Below are 20,235 nucleotides of genomic sequence, written 5' to 3'. Positions count from 1 at the left end.
ACGCCATGAATCCTCGCACCTTATCTCATGACGGGCTGACCCATGGCGGGCAACCGCCCGGTGGCGACCCGCGCATTCATTGTGATTACCTGACACTGGTGCGGCTGCAGGGACTGGTCGGCCAGTTTTCTCTGTTGCCACGGCTCAATAGCGGCAGTGTGCTGTGCGGCCGCCATCAGTCCCGTTTTCGCGGCCGGGGCCTCAACTTCGAGGAGCTGCGCCACTACCAGCAGGGGGATGACATTCGCACCCTGGACTGGAAAGTGACCTTGCGTACCGGTCGCCCCCATGTGCGCAGCTACAGCAAAGAGAAAGATCGCCATGTGATCCTCTGTGTCGATCAGCGCAGCAGCATGTTCTTCTCCTCGGTGGAGGTGATGAAGTCGGTGGTGGCCGCCGAAGCGGCCGCCCTGCTGGGCTGGCAGGTACTGAAAGAAAACGATCGGGTCGGACTCGCCATTCTGCGTTGCGACGGCGTGGAGTGGCTGCGTGGCCAGCGATCCCGTGGCCACTGGCTGGCGAGGTTGCGCCAGCTATGCGCCGCCAATCATGCCCTCTCGGTGACCAGCCATGACAGCGAGGCAGGCGGGCTGGGCTCGCTGCTGGCGATGCTGGGTCGCCTCAAGTTGAAAAATGCCACCCTGATCTTTCTCAGCGACTGGGCAGGCGTCACCGAGGCCGAGCTGACCCGCCTCAACTACTTGCAGCAGCACAACGATGTGCTGGCCCTCCATATTGCCGATCCCCTCGAAGCCACGCTCTCGACAAGCACCACCGCCAATGCCCCCTGGGTGGTCGGGGATGGTCAGTACCAGCTCAATATCGCTCCCCATCAGCTACCCATGCTGGATCAGGGGCTGGCTCGCCAGCAACAGCTTAAAAAAGATCAACTGGTACGCTTGATGGCGCTCAAGGGCTTGCCACTCATCTGCCTCGACACCAGTGGCCACCACCTCGCCCATCTCATCACCGCCTTGGGAGGAACTCAGTGACGATCCACAAGCTACCCGGCACCTATATGCTGCGCGAATTGCAGGATGTGACCGTGCCTGACGCCATCAACTGGCAACCGCAAACCGCAGGCTGGCTGCTGCTTGCCCTGCTCCTGGGCGCGCTGGCGCTGCTCTGGCTCTATCACAGGGTGCAGCGCTGGTGGCAACAGCGCTATCGCCGTGAAGCACTGGCGGCCCTGCGCGCCCTCAACTGGTCTGATGCCGGGGCCAGTCTGGGGCTATTTCATATCATCAAGGCGGTGTTGACCCACCTTGATCCCCGGCACGCCAAACTGTTTGGCATGGCCCTGCTGCAGACCCTCGACAACGCCCTGCCCGATCGGCAGCCCCGCTTCGCCACCGAGTTGGGGGAGCGCTGGCTGGTATCGCTGGTGTGTGATCAGGTTGTATTGAGCGTCAGTGATCAGCTCTGTCTGGTTTCCCTGTGCAGCGACTGGCTTGCCCATCACCAGCCCCCCGTTCACACCGCCTCGCGGGCGGCGGAGGCCCGCCATGCTTGATGCCGGTCTCGAGTTTGCCCATCCCCACTGCTTCTGGCTGCTGCCCCTGCCCCTGCTGGTGTTTCGCCTGATCCCGGCCTATCGCACCCGGCAGAGTGCCATCAAGGTGCCCTTCTTCACTCTGCTGATAGAGCTGCTGGATGAGCCGCCGCAAGAGGGGGCAACCCAGCTCACCCCCAGCTGGTGGCAACGGGTCGCCCTGATCACCGTCTGGTTGCTGGCGGTAGTGGCGCTGGCCAAGCCCACCATCTATGGCCCACCGCAAGTGCGCGAGCGGTTCGGGCGGGATGTGATGATCGTGCTGGATCTCTCCGGCTCCATGGCCGAGACCGATTTTTCCCCCGATCCCGGCAAGCCGATCAGCAGACTGGACGCCGCCAAAGGGGTGCTTGAACAATTTGCGGCAACACGCGAGGGGGATCGACTCGGGCTGATCCTGTTTGGCGATGCCGCCTTTATCCAGGCGCCGTTTACCGCCGATCTCGATACCTGGCAAGCCCTGTTGCAGGAGACCGATGTCGCCATGGCGGGTCAGAGCACCCATCTGGGGGACGCCATCGGGCTGGCGATCAAGGTGTTTCGCCAAAGTGATCGCAATGAGCCAAATGCCCAGATGGCCAGCAAACGGGAGAAGGTCGTCATCATCCTCACCGATGGCAACGACACCGGCAGTTTTGTCAGTCCCCGCGATGCGGCCCGGGTGGCGGCGGTCAACGGGGTGCGGTTGCACACCATCGCCATGGGGGATCCGGCCACCGTCGGCGAACAGGCCCTCGATCTCGACACCCTGCAGCAGTTGGCGACCCTGACCGGTGGCCAGCTGTTTCAGGCCCTCGATCAGGCACAACTGACGCGCGCCTATCAGGTGATCGGTGAGCTGGAGCCACAACGCTACGAAAGCACCCGCTTTCAGACCCGCGAAAGCCTGCACCACTACCTGATCGCCGCCAGCGTCGGCCTTTATCTCGGTCTCTTTTCCCTGTTGACCCTCAGGCGTTATCGCCTGCGCCCTGCTCGTCAAGGAGACACCCATGATTGACACCCTGTTCTGGCAACAACTCTGGTTGAATGCCCACTTGCTGCGTCCCTGGTGGCTGCTGGCCTATCTGCCCCTCATCGCCATCATGGTGCTGCGCTGGCGCATGGACGAGGCGGGCAACTGGCAACGGCGCCTGCCTGCACATCTGCGCAAGGCGCTGACGCTGGGTGAAACCGGCTGGAAAAAGAATCTCCCCCTCAAGGCGCTAGCGCTGTTGATGGGGCTCGCCATCCTGATCTGCACCGGCCCGACCTGGAGCCGCGAGCCCTCCCCCTTTGGCGAAGATCAGGGGGCGCTGCTGATCCTGCTCGATAACAGCGACTCGATGCTGGAAGAGGATATCGCCCCCAACCGGCTGGCACGGGCCAAGCAAAAGATCAACGACCTGCTGGCGACCCGCGGCGGCGGACGCAGCGGTCTGGTTGTGTTTGCCGGCTCGGCCCACACCGCCATGCCGCTGACCCGCGACACCACCGTGTTTGCCCCCTTTCTCGCCGCCATTCGCCCCGAGATCATGCCCAAAGCGGGCAAGCATACCGAGCAGGTGATCCCCCTGCTCACCGACCTGCTGGCCGATGAGCGAGGCAGCACCGTGTTGCTGATCAGCGATGGCATCAGCCCGTCCGCCATCGCCCCGCTGGCCGACTATTTCCGTGGCCAATCCCACCAGCTGCTGATCCTGGCTGCCGGCGATCCGGCGCAACGCGGCAAGAGCCCGCTGGAGCTCGCCTCCCTGCGGCAGCTGGCCAGCGACAGCGATGGCACCCTGTTTACCATGACGGTCGATACTGGGGACGTAGCGGACATCAACCGCGCAGTGGCTCGCCACTTTCAGATCCACAGCGACTCCCTGATGCCCTGGCAGGACATGGGCTACTATCTGCTGTTTCCGGTGGTCGCCCTGCTACTGCTGTGGTTTCGCAAGGGCTGGCTGGTGCAGTGGAGTCTGGTGGCGGCGGTCGGTCTCTCCCTGTTGCAGACTACACCAGTGCAAGCCACCACCTTCTCGCTGGCTTCGCCCGAGCCGCAAGCGCCAACCAGCAACCACTGGGCGCAGGGGCTGAAGCAGCAGTGGCTCGATCTCTGGCTGACCCCGGATCAACAGGGGCAGTGGTACTTCCAGCAGGGCGACTATCTGGAAGCGGCGAAACACTATGCGGATCCCTTCTACAAAGGGGTGGCCTACTACTATGGCGCCGAGTTTGCGCTGGCCCAGTCTGCCTTCCTGCAAGCCGACTCCGAACAGGCGCTGCTCTATGCCGGCAACGCCCTCGCCAGACAGCGCGAATATCTGGCCGCCCGCAGCCTGTTCCGGCAACTGGCGGATGAGGCGAGCGACCCCGTGGTGCGCAATGCGGCCGCCAACAACTATCGGGTGATGTGCGGGATCGTCGACGAGATCAATCGTGCCAGCCAGAGCCAGACCGGCACCCCGGACGGCCCGGATCACTCCCGTGAACTGCCCGAAGATGAACCGCGCACCGCCGAGGGGGCTGAGGAGAAAGTCCCTGCCGCCCTGATGGAGCGGGAAACCCTGACGGCAGATCAGATCCTGGCCAATCCGGCCCAGGCCGAAAAATGGCTGCGCCGGGTCGAATCTGACCCGGGCGACTTCCTGCAGGCCAAATTCCGCCTGCAGTTGCAGGAGCAGCAACAGCGATCACGTCAACCGCGGGTCGCCAGCCACGAGGAGCCTGCCCATGCGCACTAACTACCGAACGCAGATCGCCATCACCCTGTTGCTCGGGGCCATGCTGCTGCCCGCGACTGTCGCCGCACACGAGCGCGCGCCAGCGGCTCAGGTGACCCTCAAGAGCTGGCTGAAAGATGATCAGGGAGAAAACAACGCCCCCTATGCCGTCAACCAGCAGATCACCCTCTATCTGGAGCTGGCGACCAACCGCTGGTTTACCGCCGGCACCCGCATCGGCCAGTTCGAGCTGCCCGGGGTCATGGTCAAACAGCGCAGCGAGCTGGCGACCAACTTCACCCAGCGCCAGGATGGCGAAACCTGGTCGCACCAGCGCTGGGAGCTGACTCTCTATCCCCAGCAATCCGGCCAGTTCGAGATCCCGGCCATTGCGGTGCGCGTCACAGTCGCCCAGCCTGATGGGGGATCGCAGCCGCTCACCCTCACCACCCGGCCCCAACGCTTTGCCGCCGCCCTGCCCGACCCTACCCTGACGGTCGGCGGTCACTGGCTGAGTGCCAGCAACCTCACCCTGAGCCAACGTTGGCAGAACTCTGCAGATGACCAGGCCGACGGCGAGCTGCGGGTGGGGGATGCCATCACCCGCACCGTCACCGCCAACGGGCAAGATACCCTCTCGGTGCTGATCCCGCCGCTGATCCCGGTGATCGATAACGATGAGTGGGTGCAGGCCTATCCGGCGCAAGCCCGGCTAGACGACACCCAGGAGCGGGGGGAGTACCTCTCGTCGCGCGAAGATCAGACCACCTATATCGTGCAGCGCGGCGGTGAATTGACCCTGCCCGCGCTGGAGCTGAGATGGTGGAACAGCCAGACCCGCCAACTGGAGACCCTGACACTCCCCGGCCAGACCTTGCGGGTGCGCCACACGCCCGCCTCTTGGCTGGCGGCCTATGGGCCCGGGCTGGCTGCGGGGGTGGGCGCGCTGACCCTGCTGGTGCTGATGCTGTTGGCCATCGCCCGCTACTACCGCCATCGCCCTCGTCCGCTCGGCTGGCAATACGGCGCCGCCATCTGGTGCAGGCAGTGGGGAACGGTACGGGTGCTGGCCTATCGCTATCTGCGTGCCAGACGCGGGGAGCTGGAGCTGGGCCGCGTCAGCCGCGATCCGGCGTGGCAACAGCAGCAGGCCGCCTTCCAGCAAGGGACGCTCGATCGGGCTGACTCGCTCAAGATGGGGTGGCGCCTGCTGGCGCACCTGCAACTGCCCAAAGGCCTGCGTGGCGCGCGGCTGCGCCGCTATATTGGCTGGCGAGCGGCCCTGCCAAGCCTGGCAAAGCCGGATGGCTGCACGACGACCGGCGATCACTCTGCCAGCCACGCATCCGTCAGCAACTCAGCCAGCAACTCGGCCACCAGCAATAGCGGCAAGAAAGAGGGATAACCGCAACCCCTTCTGTGGTTGTACCTGCAGGCGCTCTTCATTACACTGCCGGAACTGGATACCGGCCAGCGGGCCGCGCCAAGTGATTGGTGTGGCACGCTTTCTCTCCCTTGCTACCAAGCAACCTTTGCGGCCGCGTGATCGATCCCACGGACATGTAACGAGGCCCCCTTTGCTTGATATCCGCAGTACCGAGCTGAATCTCATCCCGATCTTTGTCGCCATCTATGAAGAGCGCAGCCTCTCGCGGGCGGCAACGCGCATGGAGATCAGTCAGCCCGCCGTCAGCAAGGCCCTCAAGCGGCTGCGGGAGATCTACGACGATCCCCTGTTTCATCGCAAGGTCGCGGGGATGGAGCCCACCTCCTTTGCCATCGACATCTATCCGGCCATGGCGGCAGCGCTGAAGAACTTCAGCTCGACCCTCTCTACCTCCCGAGCCTTCAACCCGCACACCTCCCAGCGGGTCTTCTCCATTGCCTGCATCACCCTGGTCAGCGCCCGGCTGATCCCGGCCCTGCTGTGCAAGATCCGCCAGCAGGCTCCCGGCATCGCGCTGGAGGTTCATCCCCTCTTTACCGAAGATATGGAGAGCGATCTGCGGATGCAGCGCTATGACCTCATCATTGACATGACCCAGAGCGGGCGCAGCATGCTCAAGAGCGAGGTGCTCTATGCCGAGCAGGTGAAGGTGGTGTGTGCCAGCGACCACCCGCGACTGGGCAGCGATCTGACGGTGGAGGCGTATTTTACCGAGGAGCATGTGGCGCTGGCCCAGTGGCAGGTACGGGGCAGCATGATCACCGCCGAACACCTGCCGCAAATGGCCAATCGAAATATCGTGGTACGGGTACCGAGCGCCATGGAGATGCTGCCCATCATTGCGCGTAGCGAGATCATCGGAGTATTGCCCCACTCAACCATAGAGACCTTTGCCGGCATCTATGACGTGCGGGTACTCCCCTTTCCGTTTGATGAGTCGGTATTCAGTCTGTCGGCCATCTGGCACCCGAGCCGGACGGCCGAGGCGGGCCACCGCTGGTTGCGCCAGCAGCTGTTCGAGGTGGTCAGCGAGCTGGGGCTGACCCCCTCCATCGATCAGCCCTAGCGGGCATCACGCACCAGGCGCAGCCCCATGTCAGCCATCATCACCGACTGGCTGGCAAAATCGCGCCGGTAGTTCTCGCAAAGCTCGGCCTCGTAGGAGTAGCTGCCCCCTCGTACCGACTTATGGGCGAGGTGGATCTTGCTCTCCTGGGCGTTGTTCGGGTTATCTTGCGGGCTGTGGCGGTAGAAGGTCTCTTCAAAGGCATCGGCCACAAACTCCCCCACATTGCCGGTCATGTCGTAGATCCCCAGCTCGTTGGGCTTTTTCAGCCCCACCGGATAAGCGCGGTTCTTGGCGTTGCCGCTGTACCAGGCCACCTCGTCAATCTGATCGGAGCCGCTGTAACGATAACCCCGACTGAGCTTGCCCCCCCTGGCGGCATACTCCCACTCCGCCTCGGTGGGCAGACGGTAAGTGCCGCCGGTCAACGCGTTAAGCCGCGTCACAAACAGATTGGCCTGCTGCCAGCTGAGGTTGTTGACCGGTACGCTGGGTGACTGGAAGTAACTGATGGAGGGCCCCATCACCGCTTCGAACAGGGCCTGGGTCACCTCGAATTTGGCCATGTAGAAACTGTTGACCGCCACCGTGTGTACCGGCCCGTCAGCGGGTTTGGCGCCCGGTTCCTCTGAACCCATCTCGAAACGGCCTCCTTCCACCAGCACCATGTCCGCTTCAATCTTCTGCTGCAGCGGATGGATCGGCTTGTTGGCATGGTGCCAGAGGGTACAGCCCGCCACCAGCAGGGTGGTGGCCAGCAAGGGAATCGCAAGTTTGAATGGCGTGTTGTTCATCATCTGACCTGTGCAGTAAAAGAGAGCGCCGCCGTTATTGGCCAGCAAAAACCGAAGGATTGCCCGCTTGGCTCGCGCGCTTGCCGTTAAGCTCGGCCAGCACTTCGGGGGGCGCTATCTTGCCAAGTTCGCTCATGCAGTCATCGCTCTTGGGGTGAGCGTGGCGCAGATAGATATCGCACACCGCATAGAGCTGCTCCGGCGCACCTGAGATCCGGTAGGCCAACTCGAACGAACCGGTGGCCTTGTCGAGATCCAGCGGCTCTTGCATCACCCCGTTGAGATACCAGAAGTAGCTGTTAGTGCCAGCGAGCTCCGCCGCCTGCTCCATGGTCGCCGCAGCCGCTGTTTTATCGCCGAGCCGGACTTGCGTCAGCGCCTTGGCGTAATGGAGGCTGGCATTCTCCGGCAGCGCGGTGAGCCCTTTGTCGAGCACAGCCAGCGCCTCGGTATCCCGTTGCTGAGCCCGCAAGTTGTCAGAGAGGCCAAGCCAGAGCTGGGGATTGTCGGGCTGATTGGCAAGCAACTGTTCGTAGATCGCGTGCGCCTTGGCCCATTGGCGGGTCCAGCGATAGAGATCCGCCTGCAACTGTTTCAACGCCGGATCCTGCTGTTTGGCGAGATAATCGCTTACCTCCGCCAGCGGCTGGCGCATGGCGCGCAGCTGGCCCTCATCCATGGCACCATAGTCACGGGCCAGATTGATGGTGACCGCGCGGCGCACCTCGGCGCTGCTGTCTGTGAGCAGCGGCGAGAGCAGCCGCCAGCGGTGCGAAAACTGATAAGGGTCGGCGGCAATCACCGCCGCTTCGCGCACCAATGCATTCTCATCACGCAGGCTTCTGGCCACCGCCACCAGACTGTTCTGGTTCGGGTAAGCAGCCAGCTGGCGCAGGGCATCAGCCCGCTCCACCGCAGGCAGGGAGATATCCTGGGCGTTATAGGCCCACTGCTGGATCTGCGCTGCCGAGATCTGTGCTGCCGAGGGTACCGCCGCAGATTGTGCGACCACCGGGGGCGTCTGCACCACCGCAGCCGACGGCTCGGCCGCCAGCACATGACCCGCACAGACCAGCCCAAGGGCCAACCACAGGGGGCGCAGCGCCCCGGTCAACGGACGACGGCCATCACGCATCTTCAACATATTCACCCCTTATTTCGCCAGCGGCTTGTTGATCACCGCATCGCGGTATTTGCCATGTGCCACCGGATAACCGGCACGGCGCAGGATATAGGCCATCGACTGATCGATGTGGTTGAAGAACTTGTGCCATCCCGCGCAGAGGTAGTTCAGACCCGCCTCCCCCTCGTCAGTGCGGATAAAGCGGTTCTTCGGGCACTCGCCATAGCAGGCAAACTGGTAGTCACACTGCTGGCACTGACGGGTCAGACTGCGTGACTTGGCAAAGCCGAACGCTTGCTGATCGGGGGAGTAGGCCAGCTCGCTGAGCGGCTGATGGTAGATATTGCCGATCTTGTACTTGGGATAGACATAGTGGTCGCAGGCAAACACATCGCCGTTGGGCTCCATTGCCAGCCCCTTGCCGCAGATCTCCCCCAGGGTACAGAGGGGGTTCTTGCGTCCCATCCAGGTCTCGACACACGCCTCGAAATATTGCACGAAGACCCGACCCAGATCCCGCTCTGCCCACTCGTTGAAAATGGTGATGAGAAAATCCCCCCACCCTTCGGCCGAGACGCACCAGGGCTCGACTACCGAGTTCTTGTGCCACGGATTGAGGCGCTTGTCCCCCTGCCGGAGCTGCTCCTGCTGCTGCCAGGTCTGGGGCGCGGTGGTGCGAAAGCTCTTCTGCTCGACGATGGGAATAAACTGCATCTGGGGCGACTTCACCTCGTCACGCAGGAAGCGATAGACCTCCAGCGCATTCTTGCTGGTGAGGTTGTTGACGCAAGTCAGGGTGGCAAATTTCACCTTGTATTTATGCAGCAACGCCACCGCCGCCATCACCTGCTTGAAGGTGCCACGGCCGGCGCGGTTGACCCGGTAGGCGTTGTGCAGCAGCTCGGGGCCATCGATGCTCAGGCCAATGAGGAAGTTGTTGGCCGCCAGAAACTCGCACCACTCGTCGTTGAGCAGGATGCCATTGGTCTGCAGATCGTTGGCGATCACCACCCCTTGCGGCTGGTATTTGCGCTGCAACTCGACCACCTTGCGAAAATAGTCGAGCCCGAGCAGGGTCGGCTCGCCCCCCTGCCAGGAAAAGATGATCTCGGGGGTATTCTGCCCCTCGATATATTGGCGGATATAGGTCTCAAGGGTCTGCTCGTCCATCTCGGGAGAGCACCCCTTCTTGTATTGCAACAGATCCTGCTTGCTGAGGTAGTAGCAGTAAGTGCAGTCGATGTTACACACGGCCCCGATCGGTTTGGCCATCACGTGCATCCGCTTGGATGCCTTGCCGTTGAACTGTGGACCCTGAGTAATCACCATAACTGCACCATCTGAAAAATTGTTGTTTTGAGGTGTGCAGTCTAAAGGCTCGTGCTGTCACGCGCTTGTTATACCCCTTATAACCAGAAGGCATGGGCAACAGCGGGTAGAGGGATCGCAGGCTCCGGCAGCCAGCTGACAACGCTGCGTGCCACCACCATAACCGGCCATCAATACATCGCGTTGGAACGCGTGCTCAACTACTGTTAAAAGCATGCTGAACAACGGGTTAGCGCAAGCTGCCCGACAACAGGCGGCAACGACAACTCACCAGGGATGACTATCATGAGCCACAAGAAATCAAAATCAACGCCATCGGATCCGAGCACAGACAAGGAACCGCTTGGCAACAAGGCATACGAGAAGGAGTTGCAACGCCTGCATGTCGAGCTGGTGAAACTGCAGCAGTGGGTGGTACACAAGGGGCTCAAGGTCTGCATCGTCTTTGAGGGCCGTGATGGCGCAGGCAAGGGGGGAACCATCAAGGCGATCACCGAACGGGTCAGCCCCAGGGTGTTCCGGGTGATCGCGCTGCCCGCCCCCACCGAGCGGGAGAAGAGCCAGCTCTATTTTCAGCGTTACATTCCCCATCTGCCGGCCGCGGGGGAGATCGTGATCTTCGATCGCAGCTGGTACAACCGGGCCGGTGTTGAACGCGTGATGGGATTCTGCAGCCCGGAAGCCAGCGACAAGTTCCTGGCTGGCACCCCGCTGGTCGAACGGGCCATGGTCGATTCGGGCATCATTTTGCTCAAATACTGGCTGGAGGTCAGCCCTGCCGAACAGGAACGTCGCCTGCGAGACCGGATCGATGATGGACGCAAGATCTGGAAACTCTCCCCCATGGACATCAAGTCGTTTGATCGCTGGGATGACTACACCCAGGCACGAGATGCCATGTTTGCGGCCACCGACACCGCTTGGGCGCCCTGGTTTGTTGCCCGCTCTGAAGACAAGAAGCGGGTGCGGCTCAATATCATCTCTCACCTGCTTGCCCACGTCCCTTATGAGACGTTGCCAAGCGCGCCCATCAAGCTGCCAAAGCGCAAGATCGGCAAGATACAACCGGCCGATCATCCATTTCGCTATATTCCGGAACTATTCTGAGCCCGTCGGGGGAGCTAACGCTCCCCCTGCTCCCCTGACCATTGCTGCTGATACTGACGGATCGCCGCTCTGGCATTAAATAGCAGACGCGTCTCCCCCAACTGCCGAGCCAGACCACAGCGGCGGACATTTTCCAGCACCTCGGGATTGAGCCCTGCCAGCCAGAGCTCCCCCCCCTTGAGCCGCGCATGCTGATCCCCCTCCACCAGCATCATCAGGGCCGAATACTCCACATCAGTGACGCGGCTCATGTCCAGTACCACCACCCGGGGCTGATACTGTGCGATCAACTGCCGGATCCGGGCCGCGACATGCTGCACATTGATGAAAAAGAGGCGCCCCTCCGGACGAAGGATGAGCAGCCCAGCAAAGGTCTCATCATCGGGATGACGCTCCGACAAGGGGCGCAAGACATCCTCTCCGGGTTTGCGCCCGATCACATAGACCCGGGGCTGGGCCGTCTGACTCGCCAAGCCCAGCAGCGAGGCCAGGATGGCCACCACAATGCCCTGCAAGGTGCCAAAAATCAGCACCCCCAGGCAGGCGATGATCGCCCAGCGAAACTCCATCATTCTGATCTGGCCGATCTTGCGAAATTCACCCGGCTGGATCAGCCCCACCGAATAGACGATCACCACCACGGCCAGCGTGGCGTGCGGCAGCCAGGAGAGCAGCGGTGCCAGAAACAGCATGGTGGCCAATGCCATCGTCGCCGTCACGACAGACGCCCGCTGGCTGACACCGCCCACAGAGCGTACCACGGCCGTCTGGGACGTCCCCCCTCCGGCGGGCATACTGCCACAAAATGCGCCACCCAGATTGGCAAGCCCGGTGGCAACCAGCTCCCGGTTCGGGTTGAGCTCCGGCTCTCCCTCCCCGACAAAGGCTCGGCCCGCAGCAATGGTTTCGGTAAAGCTCATCAAGGCTATCCCGGCGGCGCCGGGCAACAGTTGCAGTACCAGCGCCAGATCAGGCAATTGCAACGCGGGCAGGCCGGTAGGAATAGTGCCGACAATCGACACCCCCTGCTCGTTCAAGCCCAATCCCCATACCAGCGCGATACCGATGGCAACCCCCAGCAAGGGCGCGGGTGAGTGCGGGAAACGCCACTCCATGAACACCAGCAGCACCAACGTCACCAGGGCGATGGCCAGCGTCAACCATGAGGTCTGGGGCAAGGCCTGCAACAGATGGTAAACATCGGCAAAAAAATTCTCTTTATGGATATGCACGCCGAACAATTTGGGTAGCTGATCCAGAATGATCACCAACCCAATCCCCCCCTTGAAACCGACCAGCACAGGCAAAGAGATAAAGTTGGCGACAAACCCCAACCGCAACACCGCCGCCAGCATCAGCAATATCCCGACCAGCATGGTCAGGGTTGCCGTGACGGTCAGCAGCCGGTCGGGATCACCATCCGGCACCACGATTCCCAACTGGGTCGCGGTGAGGATGGCCAGCGTACTGGTCGAGCTGACGCTGAGTACTCTGGAAGAGCCCAGCAGCGCATAAAGCACCATGGGAACAAACGCCGTATACAGACCAATCGCCACCGGCAAACCCGCCACGGTGGCATAGGCCATCGCCTTGGGTAGGACCACGGCAGCAGCGGTGATCCCGGCCAGTAAATCGGCAGTGGCACCCGGCTTGGCAGATGTGAGTGATGACATGTTACCTCCACGAACGATTTCAGCCCCCGAGGAGCTCGCCTCCCTTGCACCGTACCGACAGCACATGGCGCGAAATAATAGACGGTGCTTGCTCTAACTATCTGTTAAAACGCGATGGGTCATGCCGGTAGTTGCCAAATAAAGCTGACAGGTCACAAAACCAGTACAAACAGCTGGCGGCTCTCTTTGCATGTACACCACTGAAACGGGGCCACACACTCGGCGCCAGACACCTGTGGTCATAGTACGCAAGGGGTTGTTAATCAGGGGCCACATTCCAGTAGAGATCTGTGAGACCCGCGGCACTCATCGCCCCATCGCTGTGATAAGGTGGACCGAAATGGAACTTTGTTTGAGGAATATCATGCCAATTGCACCACCCCCCTCCACTTTTCGCTGCCCAGAGTGCGGCTGGCACAAGACGGTTGCTCCCAAGAGCGACGTGATGGTGCGTGGCCACAGCTGGTTTGAGTCCTGTCCCGAGTGTCATCATGCGCCACTTGAACGCTCGCCAGCGTCGGTGTTGGAACTGGCCATGGCAAAGATCAGAGATGTGATTGGCAAGTGACCATCACCACGACCAGAACGCCATGCTGATACCCCGATCACCTATCGCAGGTGACCTTGATGTCACAGGTGCACACTATTCATCCGATCCTGATTGAAAAGGAGTCCATCGTTGAATTTTGAACAGTTGAAAACCCGTCACCGCACACTGCGTAAACACGCCCCCAGCAACCTCAACCTACGAGTTCATCGTGCATTAAGCTGGCTGCAACGCGCCGAAATGGCCGAGGATGAAGATGGCCGCTTTATCTTTCTTTGGATTGCGTTCAATGCGGCCTATGCCACTGAAATCGATGACGATCGTCGCCTCTCGGAACAGGAGACCTTCAAAGGCTTTCTGGAGAAACTGTGTGACCTAGATGAGCATAAGCAGATCGAGCAACTCGTCTGGCAAGAGTTCTCTGGCAGTATCCGCATGCTGCTGGACACCCCGTTTGTGCTGCAAGGCTTCTGGGATTATCACAGCGGCAAGATCAGCGAAGCTCAGTGGAAGGAGCGGCTGGCACAAGGCAAGAAGATGGCAACCCAGGCCCTCGCCAGCAGCAACACCCCACAGTTGCTGGGCGTGGTGTTTAACCGCCTCTATACCCTGCGCAACCAGTTAATTCATGGCGGTGCGACCTGGAACAGCTCGGTCAATCGCAAACAACTGAAGGATTGCGCCAACCTGCTCGGCAAACTGGTGCCGGTGATCATCGAGTTGATGATGACCCATCCCGATACCCTGTGGGGAGATGCCTGTTATCCGGTGGTTGAGCTGGCTGGTTAATCAGTCGCAAGATGGCGGGCTGCGATGGCCCCGCGGCTTCAATCCGTCCGATCTGACAGATAGAAAGCCCCGGTTAACAGACCATAGACCAACCGCACCCGCTCATCCCTGCCCAGCAGCACACCGAGTAGCACTTCGCCGCTTGCCAAATCGTCACCATGCCAGAAGCACCAGAGGGCTGCCTCCACTACATCCAGCCAGCTGGCATGGCCCAGCTGATTGCGTGACTTGCGCCGCCAGCTGCCGCGCACCACGGCGCCGCTATTCGGAGATGTGGCTGCCAGCGCCCGCTGCTCCATGACGCTTACCGTTAGTCCATCCAGCTTGGCCTGGCGACTGCCACGCACTCCTCGCAGCAATTTGTCGAGTAGCAGCGCCAACAGACGAAACGCATCCTGATCTTCAAAGCAGGCATCCTCCCCCAGCAAATCAGCAGCACCGACCATCAGTTGCTCACGCCCCAGATAGATGGGCTGTGACGTGCAATCCAGCCTATGTTGTTCGACATGGATAGCCAATGCCACCACCACCGCCAGTGGTGAAGTCTCACCCTCTTGGTGACACGTGCCTTTGGCAAGCAGAACGGTCAGCTCCCTAGCTCGCTCGGCTGGCAGTAGGCAATATATCCCCTTGATCAGGGGCATGGCCGCCTGACCTGATAACAGACTTGAGTTCATAGCGCCTCAGTGACGATCGCGTTTGAAGTGGGTGGTTTTATGACCGACGGTGACAATCTCACCGCCTTGCAGTACCAGATAGTGAACGCGCAGCCGCTGGCAGCATTCCGCTGGCACTCCGTACTCGGCTTGCAGCATCGTCACGCCTTTGCGATCGAGATAAACCAGTTCGCGTCCCTGGTGATAAGAAGAACGTCCGATGCTCAGCAGCAGCTCTACCAGCTCGGGAGCAATACCGCGCTGCTGCATCCGGCACGCGGCGTGATGGCTGTACGCACTATCCAGCTTCCCGTTCATGGCATTCCCCTTTGGCGCTCATTTCGATGGACTCATTATATGTAGCCTGTATACTCATGCCGATACTGGTTACATAAACATGTCGCATTTTGGAGCACGTATGGCACCCAAAGAGCTCACCTGGGATCAAACCCTTCGTTTTCGTCTGCTGGAGATCGTCTTGCAGTGGGAGGGACGGCTGACCACCAACCATCTGATGACCGCCTTCAATATCGGCCGCCAACAGGCGTCGCGGGATATCAACCACTACCTGACCCACTACTCACCGGAAGGGCTGGTCTATGACAGAAGCCTGAAGGGATACAAACCCACAGAACACTTTGTCCCGCGCTTTAGTGAGGGAAAAGTGGATGAGTACCTGATGCTGCTACACCGTGAAAAGCAGCACCAGCGCCAACATGAAGCGGGCCTGTTGACACTGCCGCTGATGGATCTGCGCTACGGCCACATCGAGATCCTGGATGTGCCAAACCGCCATATCGACCCGAAAATCGTGCGTGGCTTGGTGCAAGCGGCGCGCGGCCAACTGCGGGTCGATGTCGATTACGTATCCCTCAGTTCAGAGGAGCAGAGTGGCCGCAATATCGTGCCTCACACTCTGGTCTATGACGGGATCCGCTGGCACGTACGTGCCTACTGCGAGAAGAAAGGGGAATATCTGGACTTTGTGATGAGTCGTTTTCGGGGCGAACCGGATCTGCTGGATGCCTCCCCTCACGGCCGGGATCAAGATCTGGAGTGGAACACCCAAGTGACCGCTGTAGTCGTTCCGAATCCAGGCCTCAGCGAGGGACAGCAGGCCATCATTGCCAGAGACTATGCCATGACCGGGAACCAGCTATTGCTCAGCCAACGGATCCCCTTAGTACATTACGCATTGGAACGCATGCAGGTGAGCTATAACGGCGAACACCAACAACATCCCCTGCTCTACCCGCTGGTGCTGGCCAACCGGGAGGAGCTCATCCAGCAAGGCTGTGCCTTCAAGCTCAAGAGTGCGGATTTAATTATTTTGTAAGACAGCCCCCACAACCACGACTTGTCAGGCATCAAGCAATGTTCCGCCCAATAAACCACCACCTGCGCGGCTCGCCCTTCGTTCTGCCTGCGCTATGGTTTACCATGCACGCAATTGTGGTGCATGGCACCACCCACCCAGGCGCTAGCCGCCGTCATCGGATACCTCATCTCGAGCAACATGAGCAAAACAGCACACGCCGGCAACGAGCCCACATTCTACTTCCACGATTACGAGACCTTCGGCATCAGCCCCGCCAAGGACAGACCGTCGCAGTTTGCCGGTATCCGTACCGATGCGGATTTCAACCTCATTGGCGAGCCGCTGGTGATTTATTGCAAGCCGCCGGCGGACTATCTACCGGATCCGGAGGCGTGCCTCATTACCGGTATCACGCCACAAAAGGCGATGAAGGATGGGCTGTGCGAAGCGGATTTCATTCGCCAGATCCATGAACAGTTCGCCACTCCGAATACCTGTGTGCTGGGCTACAACAGCATCCGCTTCGATGATGAAGTGACCCGCTACACCCTCTATCGCAACTTCTATGACCCCTATGCCTACAGCTGGCAAAACGGCAACTCCCGCTGGGATATCCTCGATATGCTGCGGGCCTGCTATGCCCTGCGGCCGGAGGGGATAGAGTGGGCCTTTGACGATGAGGGCAAGCCGAGTTTTAGGCTGGAGAAGCTGACGGTCGCCAACGGCGTGGCGCACGCCAATGCCCACGATGCGCTCTCGGACGTGCTGGCCACCATCGAGATGGCCAAGCTGGTAAAAAAAGCCCAACCCAAGCTGTTTGGTTACCTGTTTGAGCTGCGCAACAAGAACAAGGTGAAGGCGCTGATTGACGTGGTGACCATGAAGCCGCTGGTGCACGTTTCCGGCATGTTCTCCCCCTGGCAGGGGTGCGTGAGCTGGGTTTCGCCGCTCGCCTGGCATCCCACCAACCAGAATGCGGTGATCATGGTGGACCTCACCCGCGACCCTACCCCGCTTATCGAACTCAACAGCGAGGAGATCCGCGAGCGGCTCTACACCAAGAAAGAGGAGCTGGGGGATCTGGCGGGTATTCCGGTCAAACTGGTGCACATCAACAAGTGCCCGGTGCTGGCACCGGCCGCCACCCTGACACCGGAGCGGGCCGATGAGCTGGGCATCGATCGGGAGCAGTGCCGCAAGAGCCTGGATCTGCTGCGCGCCCACCCCGAGGTGCGGGAAAAACTGGTGGAGGTGTTCAATCAGGAGTTTGCCGGCAGCAATGACAGCGACCCCGATACCCAGCTCTACGCCGGATTCTTTGGCCACGGCGACAAGTCCACAATGGATCTGGTGCGCGCCACCCCCGCGGATCTGCTGGGTGAGCGGGAATTTGCCTTTACCGATCCGCGGCTGCCGGAGATGCTGTTTCGTTACCGCGCCCGCAACTGGCCACACACCTTGAGCGAAGCGGAGCAGAAGCGCTGGCGCCTGCACTGCAGCGACTACTTCAGCCGCCGTCTGCCGGACTATGTGCCCCGTATCGAGGCGCTGGCAGAGCAGAACCAGAGTAACGAACGGAACTTTGCGATTCTCAAGAGTCTCTATCGCTATCTGGAAGATTTATGAGTTGTGAGTAGTTTCACAATAAATCCTTCCCGCCCATCCCCTTCTTCAGGTCATAATGACGAAGGGGATTTCCCCAAAAACCAATATCTTGCAACACTCAGGGCGAATGTCCCAAACGCAAGAGATCTGTTTGGCCGAACGGAAGCCATTTGCTGATGCCTCGTCACCACGCATTGCTCGGATTACTGACCCTGCTGCCGCTGGTAGCAAACGCCGCATACCGGTTCGATGTGCCGGACTATCTTGCTCGCCTGCCGGAGCAGACCTATCGCATCGTCGAACACAACTTCAGCACCCTCTACCAGCAGACTGACTTCACTCCCCAGATCACCAACAGCTACTTCAACGGTTCCCATCTCTACAAGTTTGTCGGGGTGCCGCTGGCCATCAGTGCCCAGTCAGGTTTTCAGCTGGAAGTATTTGGTCAGGCCTATAACCGTGCGTCACAGGCGTATACACACCTGAGCGAGGATATGTCCCTCTATCGGGTGATGCGAGTCGATCTGATGGGGAACCCCAATGATCAGCTGGCCATCGGCTTCGGTCTGGGGGTTCCTCTCACCCCATTGCTGACCCTCAAGGCGATCGCCTCCGGCAGCGACATCCCGGGCTATGGCTCCGCCAAATACGCCATCGGCTTTGAGTGGCGTTACTAACGCTAGTGATTGAAAACAATTCAGGCTCCGTGATGGAGCCTGAATTGTTTGTAGTGACGCAGTGATCAGGTGTAGTGGATCACCCGCCCCTCGCCCCCTTGCAGGGTCACGGCCGTGCCGACAGCCTGCCCGTGCCAAAAATCAGCTCCCCCTTCCGGCAGCAGAAACTCTTGTGGTTGCCCCTCCCAGTTGAACAGGCAGAGCAGAGTGCCTCCCTCTGGCAGGCTTACTTCGCCGCAAGCAAAGTCCATCGACTCGAAACGGGCAGAGGGTGCCCGGGCCGCGCAGAGCTCCAGCAGCTTGTGCAGTTGCGCCGCCTGCTCCTCATCGAGATCTTGCAGTCGATCACCCGCCAGCATCATGCCGCCGCTCGCCACCAGCGCAGCCAGATGGAAGCGGTATTCAGCCTTGCTGGCCTGCTGGCTCGGCAGATCCCGCAGACAGATGCAGTCGGGGTCGAGGGCCCAGAGCTTGTCGTTCTGCCAGGCGCGGCAGAAGGCCTCGCGGGCAATCTGGCGATAGCGGTGGCCGTTGCGCTCCACATCGTCACTCACCCGCATACCGTGCACCAGCCCAAGGCTTGGCCAGATAGGGGCGTTGCAACCGAGCAGGAAAGCACCTTCACCTGCACCACGCAGGATGGCCGCCATGCCGCGCCGATAGGCTTCAACCCGGGTGGCGGCCGGATCGTGGAATCGACCACCATGGATAGCGCCCCAGAAGTTGGCATCGAGCTTGAAGTAGTGGATGTCCCACTGCTCGCGCAGGGTACGGAACACCCGCTCGAGGTGCGCCTGCACCTCGGGGTGGGTGCCATCCAGCACATACCAGGGGGTGCAGCGCCAACCGCCATAGGTGACCCGCTCGGAGGGGAGCGGCAGGCCGTCATCCCCCTTCACAAACCAGTCGGGGTGATCCTGAAATACCTGCGAACCGGGCTCGGCAATAAAGGGAGCGACCCAGAGAGCGGGCTCACAGCCAGCCTGTTTGATCTCCGCAGCCAGTGATGCCACCCCCTGTTCAAACTTGGCCGACGGGGTGAGCCAGTCGCCCATTTTGGCCTGATAGCCGTCGTCGATCTGCACATAACGCAGGGCAGGGAAGCGCTTGGCACGCACCTGCAGGTTTTCACAAATATCGGCGGCACTGACATCCGCGTAGTAGTGATACCAGGAGCACCAGCCGCTCGGACGATCACTCACCTTGCCGATCAGCGAGCCGTGCTCGGCCTCGATCAGCTGTGCCAGTTCGGCCAGCAGATCCTCGCGCTCCGCCCCTTCGAGGCAGATCAGTGCCTCGCTCTGCCAGTGCTCACCGGCCGCAAGTTCCCGCCCTTCGCAGTTCATCAGGATCTGCAAGCGACCATCTGGATAGAGGCGAAACTCCCCGCCCAAACGGTGGCAGCTGGCAAAGGCGAGCAGCAGCCACCCCTTGTTATGCTCCACCAGCAGCAGGTTGTGAATGGTGTGGTAGCCGTTGTCATCGGTGATGCGATAGACGGTGGCATCGGGGCAACGGCCGACATGTTGCGGTGATTGCCAGCTACCCATGGTCTGGGCCAGCATCTGGAATCCTTCGCCATAGATGGCGCTCTCCACCGGCAGGCCAAGCTTGCCGTCAAACAGCACCCAGCGCTCAACCGGGGTGGCATCAGCGCCGGTGTTGTCGAGTCGCACCCGGCACAGAGGCCCTTCCCACTGACGGGTTTGCAGCAGATGGGGTGGCAACGCGTTATCGTTCGCCAACTGGCGAACGCGGGACAAGAGGGATGTCATCACTACTCCTTGTAGTTCGAAAAGGGTTCTATCAGACGATGTTCAAAAGATTGTTCAACGGATCATCGCCATACAAATCAGCTTCAA

Annotated in this window: 19 protein-coding genes; 12 read left to right on the top strand and 7 right to left on the bottom strand. The window is 60.7% G+C overall.

What is annotated here, in order from left to right; translation table 11 throughout:
- The first annotated feature begins 5 nt into the window (after nucleotides 1-5).
- The 6 genes from BN1115_RS18105 to BN1115_RS18080 all read left to right on the top strand — a co-directional run bounded on the left by BN1115_RS18105 (nucleotide 6) and on the right by BN1115_RS18080 (nucleotide 6,755).
- On the top strand, nucleotides 6-992 hold the full coding sequence (locus BN1115_RS18105; RefSeq protein ID WP_042658246.1) for a DUF58 domain-containing protein: 987 nt from the start codon (nucleotides 6-8) through the stop codon (nucleotides 990-992).
- On the top strand, nucleotides 989-1,513 hold the full coding sequence (locus tag BN1115_RS18100; RefSeq protein ID WP_244152296.1) for a DUF4381 domain-containing protein: 525 nt from the start codon (nucleotides 989-991) through the stop codon (nucleotides 1,511-1,513). The genes BN1115_RS18105 and BN1115_RS18100 overlap by 4 nt, the downstream gene beginning before the upstream one ends.
- Complete coding sequence (locus BN1115_RS18095) at nucleotides 1,506-2,552, top strand: vWA domain-containing protein (protein ID WP_042658245.1); 1,047 nt, start codon at nucleotides 1,506-1,508, stop codon at nucleotides 2,550-2,552. Before BN1115_RS18100 ends, BN1115_RS18095 begins: the two co-directional genes overlap by 8 nt.
- Nucleotides 2,545-4,263: a VWA domain-containing protein gene (locus BN1115_RS18090; protein WP_042658244.1), complete on the top strand. Its 1,719-nt coding sequence runs from the start codon at nucleotides 2,545-2,547 to the stop codon at nucleotides 4,261-4,263. Before BN1115_RS18095 ends, BN1115_RS18090 begins: the two co-directional genes overlap by 8 nt.
- Nucleotides 4,253-5,647, top strand: coding sequence for a BatD family protein (locus BN1115_RS18085; protein WP_042658243.1), 1,395 nt, complete (start codon nucleotides 4,253-4,255; stop codon nucleotides 5,645-5,647). Before BN1115_RS18090 ends, BN1115_RS18085 begins: the two co-directional genes overlap by 11 nt.
- 172 nt (nucleotides 5,648-5,819) lie before the next feature.
- Nucleotides 5,820-6,755 carry a LysR family transcriptional regulator gene (locus BN1115_RS18080; RefSeq protein ID WP_042658242.1) on the top strand — a complete coding sequence of 312 codons (936 nt, stop codon included), beginning with the start codon at nucleotides 5,820-5,822 and terminating at the stop codon, nucleotides 6,753-6,755.
- Here BN1115_RS18080 and BN1115_RS18075 read toward each other — a convergent pair.
- Genes BN1115_RS18075 through BN1115_RS18065 form a run of 3 tightly spaced genes read right to left on the bottom strand, consistent with a single transcriptional unit; the run spans nucleotide 6,752 to nucleotide 10,001 of the window.
- Entirely contained in the window at nucleotides 6,752-7,549 is a 798-nt protein-coding gene (locus BN1115_RS18075) for a formylglycine-generating enzyme family protein (RefSeq protein WP_128821523.1), read from the bottom strand. The two genes, BN1115_RS18080 and BN1115_RS18075, sit on opposite strands and share 4 nt — an antisense overlap.
- A gap of 34 nt (nucleotides 7,550-7,583) precedes the next feature.
- On the bottom strand, nucleotides 7,584-8,693 hold the full coding sequence (locus BN1115_RS18070) for a tetratricopeptide repeat protein (protein ID WP_042658241.1): 1,110 nt from the start codon (nucleotides 8,691-8,693) through the stop codon (nucleotides 7,584-7,586).
- A gap of 9 nt (nucleotides 8,694-8,702) precedes the next feature.
- Nucleotides 8,703-10,001, bottom strand: coding sequence for an anaerobic sulfatase maturase (locus tag BN1115_RS18065; RefSeq protein WP_042658240.1), 1,299 nt, complete (start codon nucleotides 9,999-10,001; stop codon nucleotides 8,703-8,705).
- A 285-nt stretch (nucleotides 10,002-10,286) separates the two neighbouring features.
- Between BN1115_RS18065 and ppk2 the strand changes: the two genes are divergently transcribed.
- Nucleotides 10,287-11,108, top strand: coding sequence for a polyphosphate kinase 2 (gene ppk2, locus BN1115_RS18060; protein WP_042658239.1), 822 nt, complete (start codon nucleotides 10,287-10,289; stop codon nucleotides 11,106-11,108).
- A 14-nt stretch (nucleotides 11,109-11,122) separates the two neighbouring features.
- Here ppk2 and BN1115_RS18055 read toward each other — a convergent pair whose 3' ends face one another.
- Nucleotides 11,123-12,781, bottom strand: coding sequence for a SulP family inorganic anion transporter (locus tag BN1115_RS18055; RefSeq protein ID WP_042658238.1), 1,659 nt, complete (start codon nucleotides 12,779-12,781; stop codon nucleotides 11,123-11,125).
- A 364-nt stretch (nucleotides 12,782-13,145) separates the two neighbouring features.
- On the opposite strand from BN1115_RS18055, the gene BN1115_RS21945 reads away from it, so the two are divergent.
- Both BN1115_RS21945 and BN1115_RS18050 read left to right on the top strand, forming a co-directional pair.
- On the top strand, nucleotides 13,146-13,349 hold the full coding sequence (locus tag BN1115_RS21945) for a hypothetical protein (RefSeq protein WP_075113642.1): 204 nt from the start codon (nucleotides 13,146-13,148) through the stop codon (nucleotides 13,347-13,349).
- Nucleotides 13,350-13,460: 111 nt separating this feature from the next.
- The gene (locus BN1115_RS18050; RefSeq protein WP_042658237.1) at nucleotides 13,461-14,117 is read left to right on the top strand and encodes a HEPN domain-containing protein; all 657 of its coding nucleotides are present in this window, start codon (nucleotides 13,461-13,463) and stop codon (nucleotides 14,115-14,117) included.
- 38 nt (nucleotides 14,118-14,155) lie between these two features.
- On the opposite strand, the gene BN1115_RS22830 is transcribed toward BN1115_RS18050, so the two are convergent.
- Nucleotides 14,156-14,794, bottom strand: a complete 639-nt coding sequence (locus tag BN1115_RS22830) for an ADP-ribosylglycohydrolase (RefSeq protein WP_225628386.1) — start codon at nucleotides 14,792-14,794, stop codon at nucleotides 14,156-14,158.
- A 6-nt stretch (nucleotides 14,795-14,800) separates the two neighbouring features.
- Complete coding sequence (locus BN1115_RS18040; protein ID WP_029303229.1) at nucleotides 14,801-15,091, bottom strand: DUF4258 domain-containing protein; 291 nt, start codon at nucleotides 15,089-15,091, stop codon at nucleotides 14,801-14,803.
- Nucleotides 15,092-15,191: 100 nt separating this feature from the next.
- Here BN1115_RS18040 and BN1115_RS18035 point away from each other — a divergent pair, with 100 nt between their 5' ends.
- The 3 genes from BN1115_RS18035 (at nucleotide 15,192) to BN1115_RS18025 (ending at nucleotide 18,373) form a co-directional block, all read left to right on the top strand.
- Nucleotides 15,192-16,109: a BrxR family helix-turn-helix transcriptional regulator gene (locus BN1115_RS18035; protein WP_042658236.1), complete on the top strand. Its 918-nt coding sequence runs from the start codon at nucleotides 15,192-15,194 to the stop codon at nucleotides 16,107-16,109.
- Nucleotides 16,110-16,289: 180 nt separating this feature from the next.
- Complete coding sequence (gene sbcB / locus BN1115_RS18030; RefSeq protein WP_042658280.1) at nucleotides 16,290-17,717, top strand: exodeoxyribonuclease I; 1,428 nt, start codon at nucleotides 16,290-16,292, stop codon at nucleotides 17,715-17,717.
- 155 nt (nucleotides 17,718-17,872) lie between these two features.
- On the top strand, nucleotides 17,873-18,373 hold the full coding sequence (locus BN1115_RS18025; RefSeq protein WP_042658279.1) for a hypothetical protein: 501 nt from the start codon (nucleotides 17,873-17,875) through the stop codon (nucleotides 18,371-18,373).
- A 65-nt stretch (nucleotides 18,374-18,438) separates the two neighbouring features.
- Here BN1115_RS18025 and BN1115_RS18020 read toward each other — a convergent pair whose 3' ends face one another.
- Nucleotides 18,439-20,148 carry a glycoside hydrolase family 36 protein gene (locus BN1115_RS18020; RefSeq protein WP_042658235.1) on the bottom strand — a complete coding sequence of 570 codons (1,710 nt, stop codon included), beginning with the start codon at nucleotides 20,146-20,148 and terminating at the stop codon, nucleotides 18,439-18,441.
- Nucleotides 20,149-20,235: the final 87 nt, after the last annotated feature.

Origin of the sequence: Aeromonas allosaccharophila, from assembly GCF_000819685.1 — a bacterium.
In the GTDB taxonomy this organism is placed as follows: domain Bacteria; phylum Pseudomonadota; class Gammaproteobacteria; order Enterobacterales; family Aeromonadaceae; genus Aeromonas; species Aeromonas allosaccharophila.
Note: the sequence above shows the minus strand (reverse complement) of the source record. Positions and strands in the feature narration are given on the sequence as shown.

What these genes read in the sequence shown, in the direction of transcription:
- BN1115_RS18075 (WP_128821523.1), bottom strand. Translation starts at nt 7,549, where the DNA reads ATGAACAACACGCCATTCAAACTTGCGATTCCCTTGCTGGCCACCACC.
- BN1115_RS18085 (WP_042658243.1), top strand. Translation starts at nt 4,253, where the DNA reads ATGCGCACTAACTACCGAACGCAGATCGCCATCACCCTGTTGCTCGGG.
- ppk2 (WP_042658239.1), top strand. Translation starts at nt 10,287, where the DNA reads ATGAGCCACAAGAAATCAAAATCAACGCCATCGGATCCGAGCACAGAC.
- BN1115_RS18095 (WP_042658245.1), top strand. Translation starts at nt 1,506, where the DNA reads ATGCTTGATGCCGGTCTCGAGTTTGCCCATCCCCACTGCTTCTGGCTG.
- BN1115_RS21945 (WP_075113642.1), top strand. Translation starts at nt 13,146, where the DNA reads ATGCCAATTGCACCACCCCCCTCCACTTTTCGCTGCCCAGAGTGCGGC.
- BN1115_RS22830 (WP_225628386.1), bottom strand. Translation starts at nt 14,794, where the DNA reads ATGAACTCAAGTCTGTTATCAGGTCAGGCGGCCATGCCCCTGATCAAG.
- sbcB (WP_042658280.1), top strand. Translation starts at nt 16,290, where the DNA reads ATGAGCAAAACAGCACACGCCGGCAACGAGCCCACATTCTACTTCCAC.
- BN1115_RS18025 (WP_042658279.1), top strand. Translation starts at nt 17,873, where the DNA reads ATGCCTCGTCACCACGCATTGCTCGGATTACTGACCCTGCTGCCGCTG.
- BN1115_RS18065 (WP_042658240.1), bottom strand. Translation starts at nt 10,001, where the DNA reads ATGGTGATTACTCAGGGTCCACAGTTCAACGGCAAGGCATCCAAGCGG.
- BN1115_RS18035 (WP_042658236.1), top strand. Translation starts at nt 15,192, where the DNA reads ATGGCACCCAAAGAGCTCACCTGGGATCAAACCCTTCGTTTTCGTCTG.
- BN1115_RS18070 (WP_042658241.1), bottom strand. Translation starts at nt 8,693, where the DNA reads ATGTTGAAGATGCGTGATGGCCGTCGTCCGTTGACCGGGGCGCTGCGC.
- BN1115_RS18055 (WP_042658238.1), bottom strand. Translation starts at nt 12,781, where the DNA reads ATGTCATCACTCACATCTGCCAAGCCGGGTGCCACTGCCGATTTACTG.
- BN1115_RS18105 (WP_042658246.1), top strand. Translation starts at nt 6, where the DNA reads ATGAATCCTCGCACCTTATCTCATGACGGGCTGACCCATGGCGGGCAA.
- BN1115_RS18020 (WP_042658235.1), bottom strand. Translation starts at nt 20,148, where the DNA reads ATGACATCCCTCTTGTCCCGCGTTCGCCAGTTGGCGAACGATAACGCG.
- BN1115_RS18090 (WP_042658244.1), top strand. Translation starts at nt 2,545, where the DNA reads ATGATTGACACCCTGTTCTGGCAACAACTCTGGTTGAATGCCCACTTG.
- BN1115_RS18040 (WP_029303229.1), bottom strand. Translation starts at nt 15,091, where the DNA reads ATGAACGGGAAGCTGGATAGTGCGTACAGCCATCACGCCGCGTGCCGG.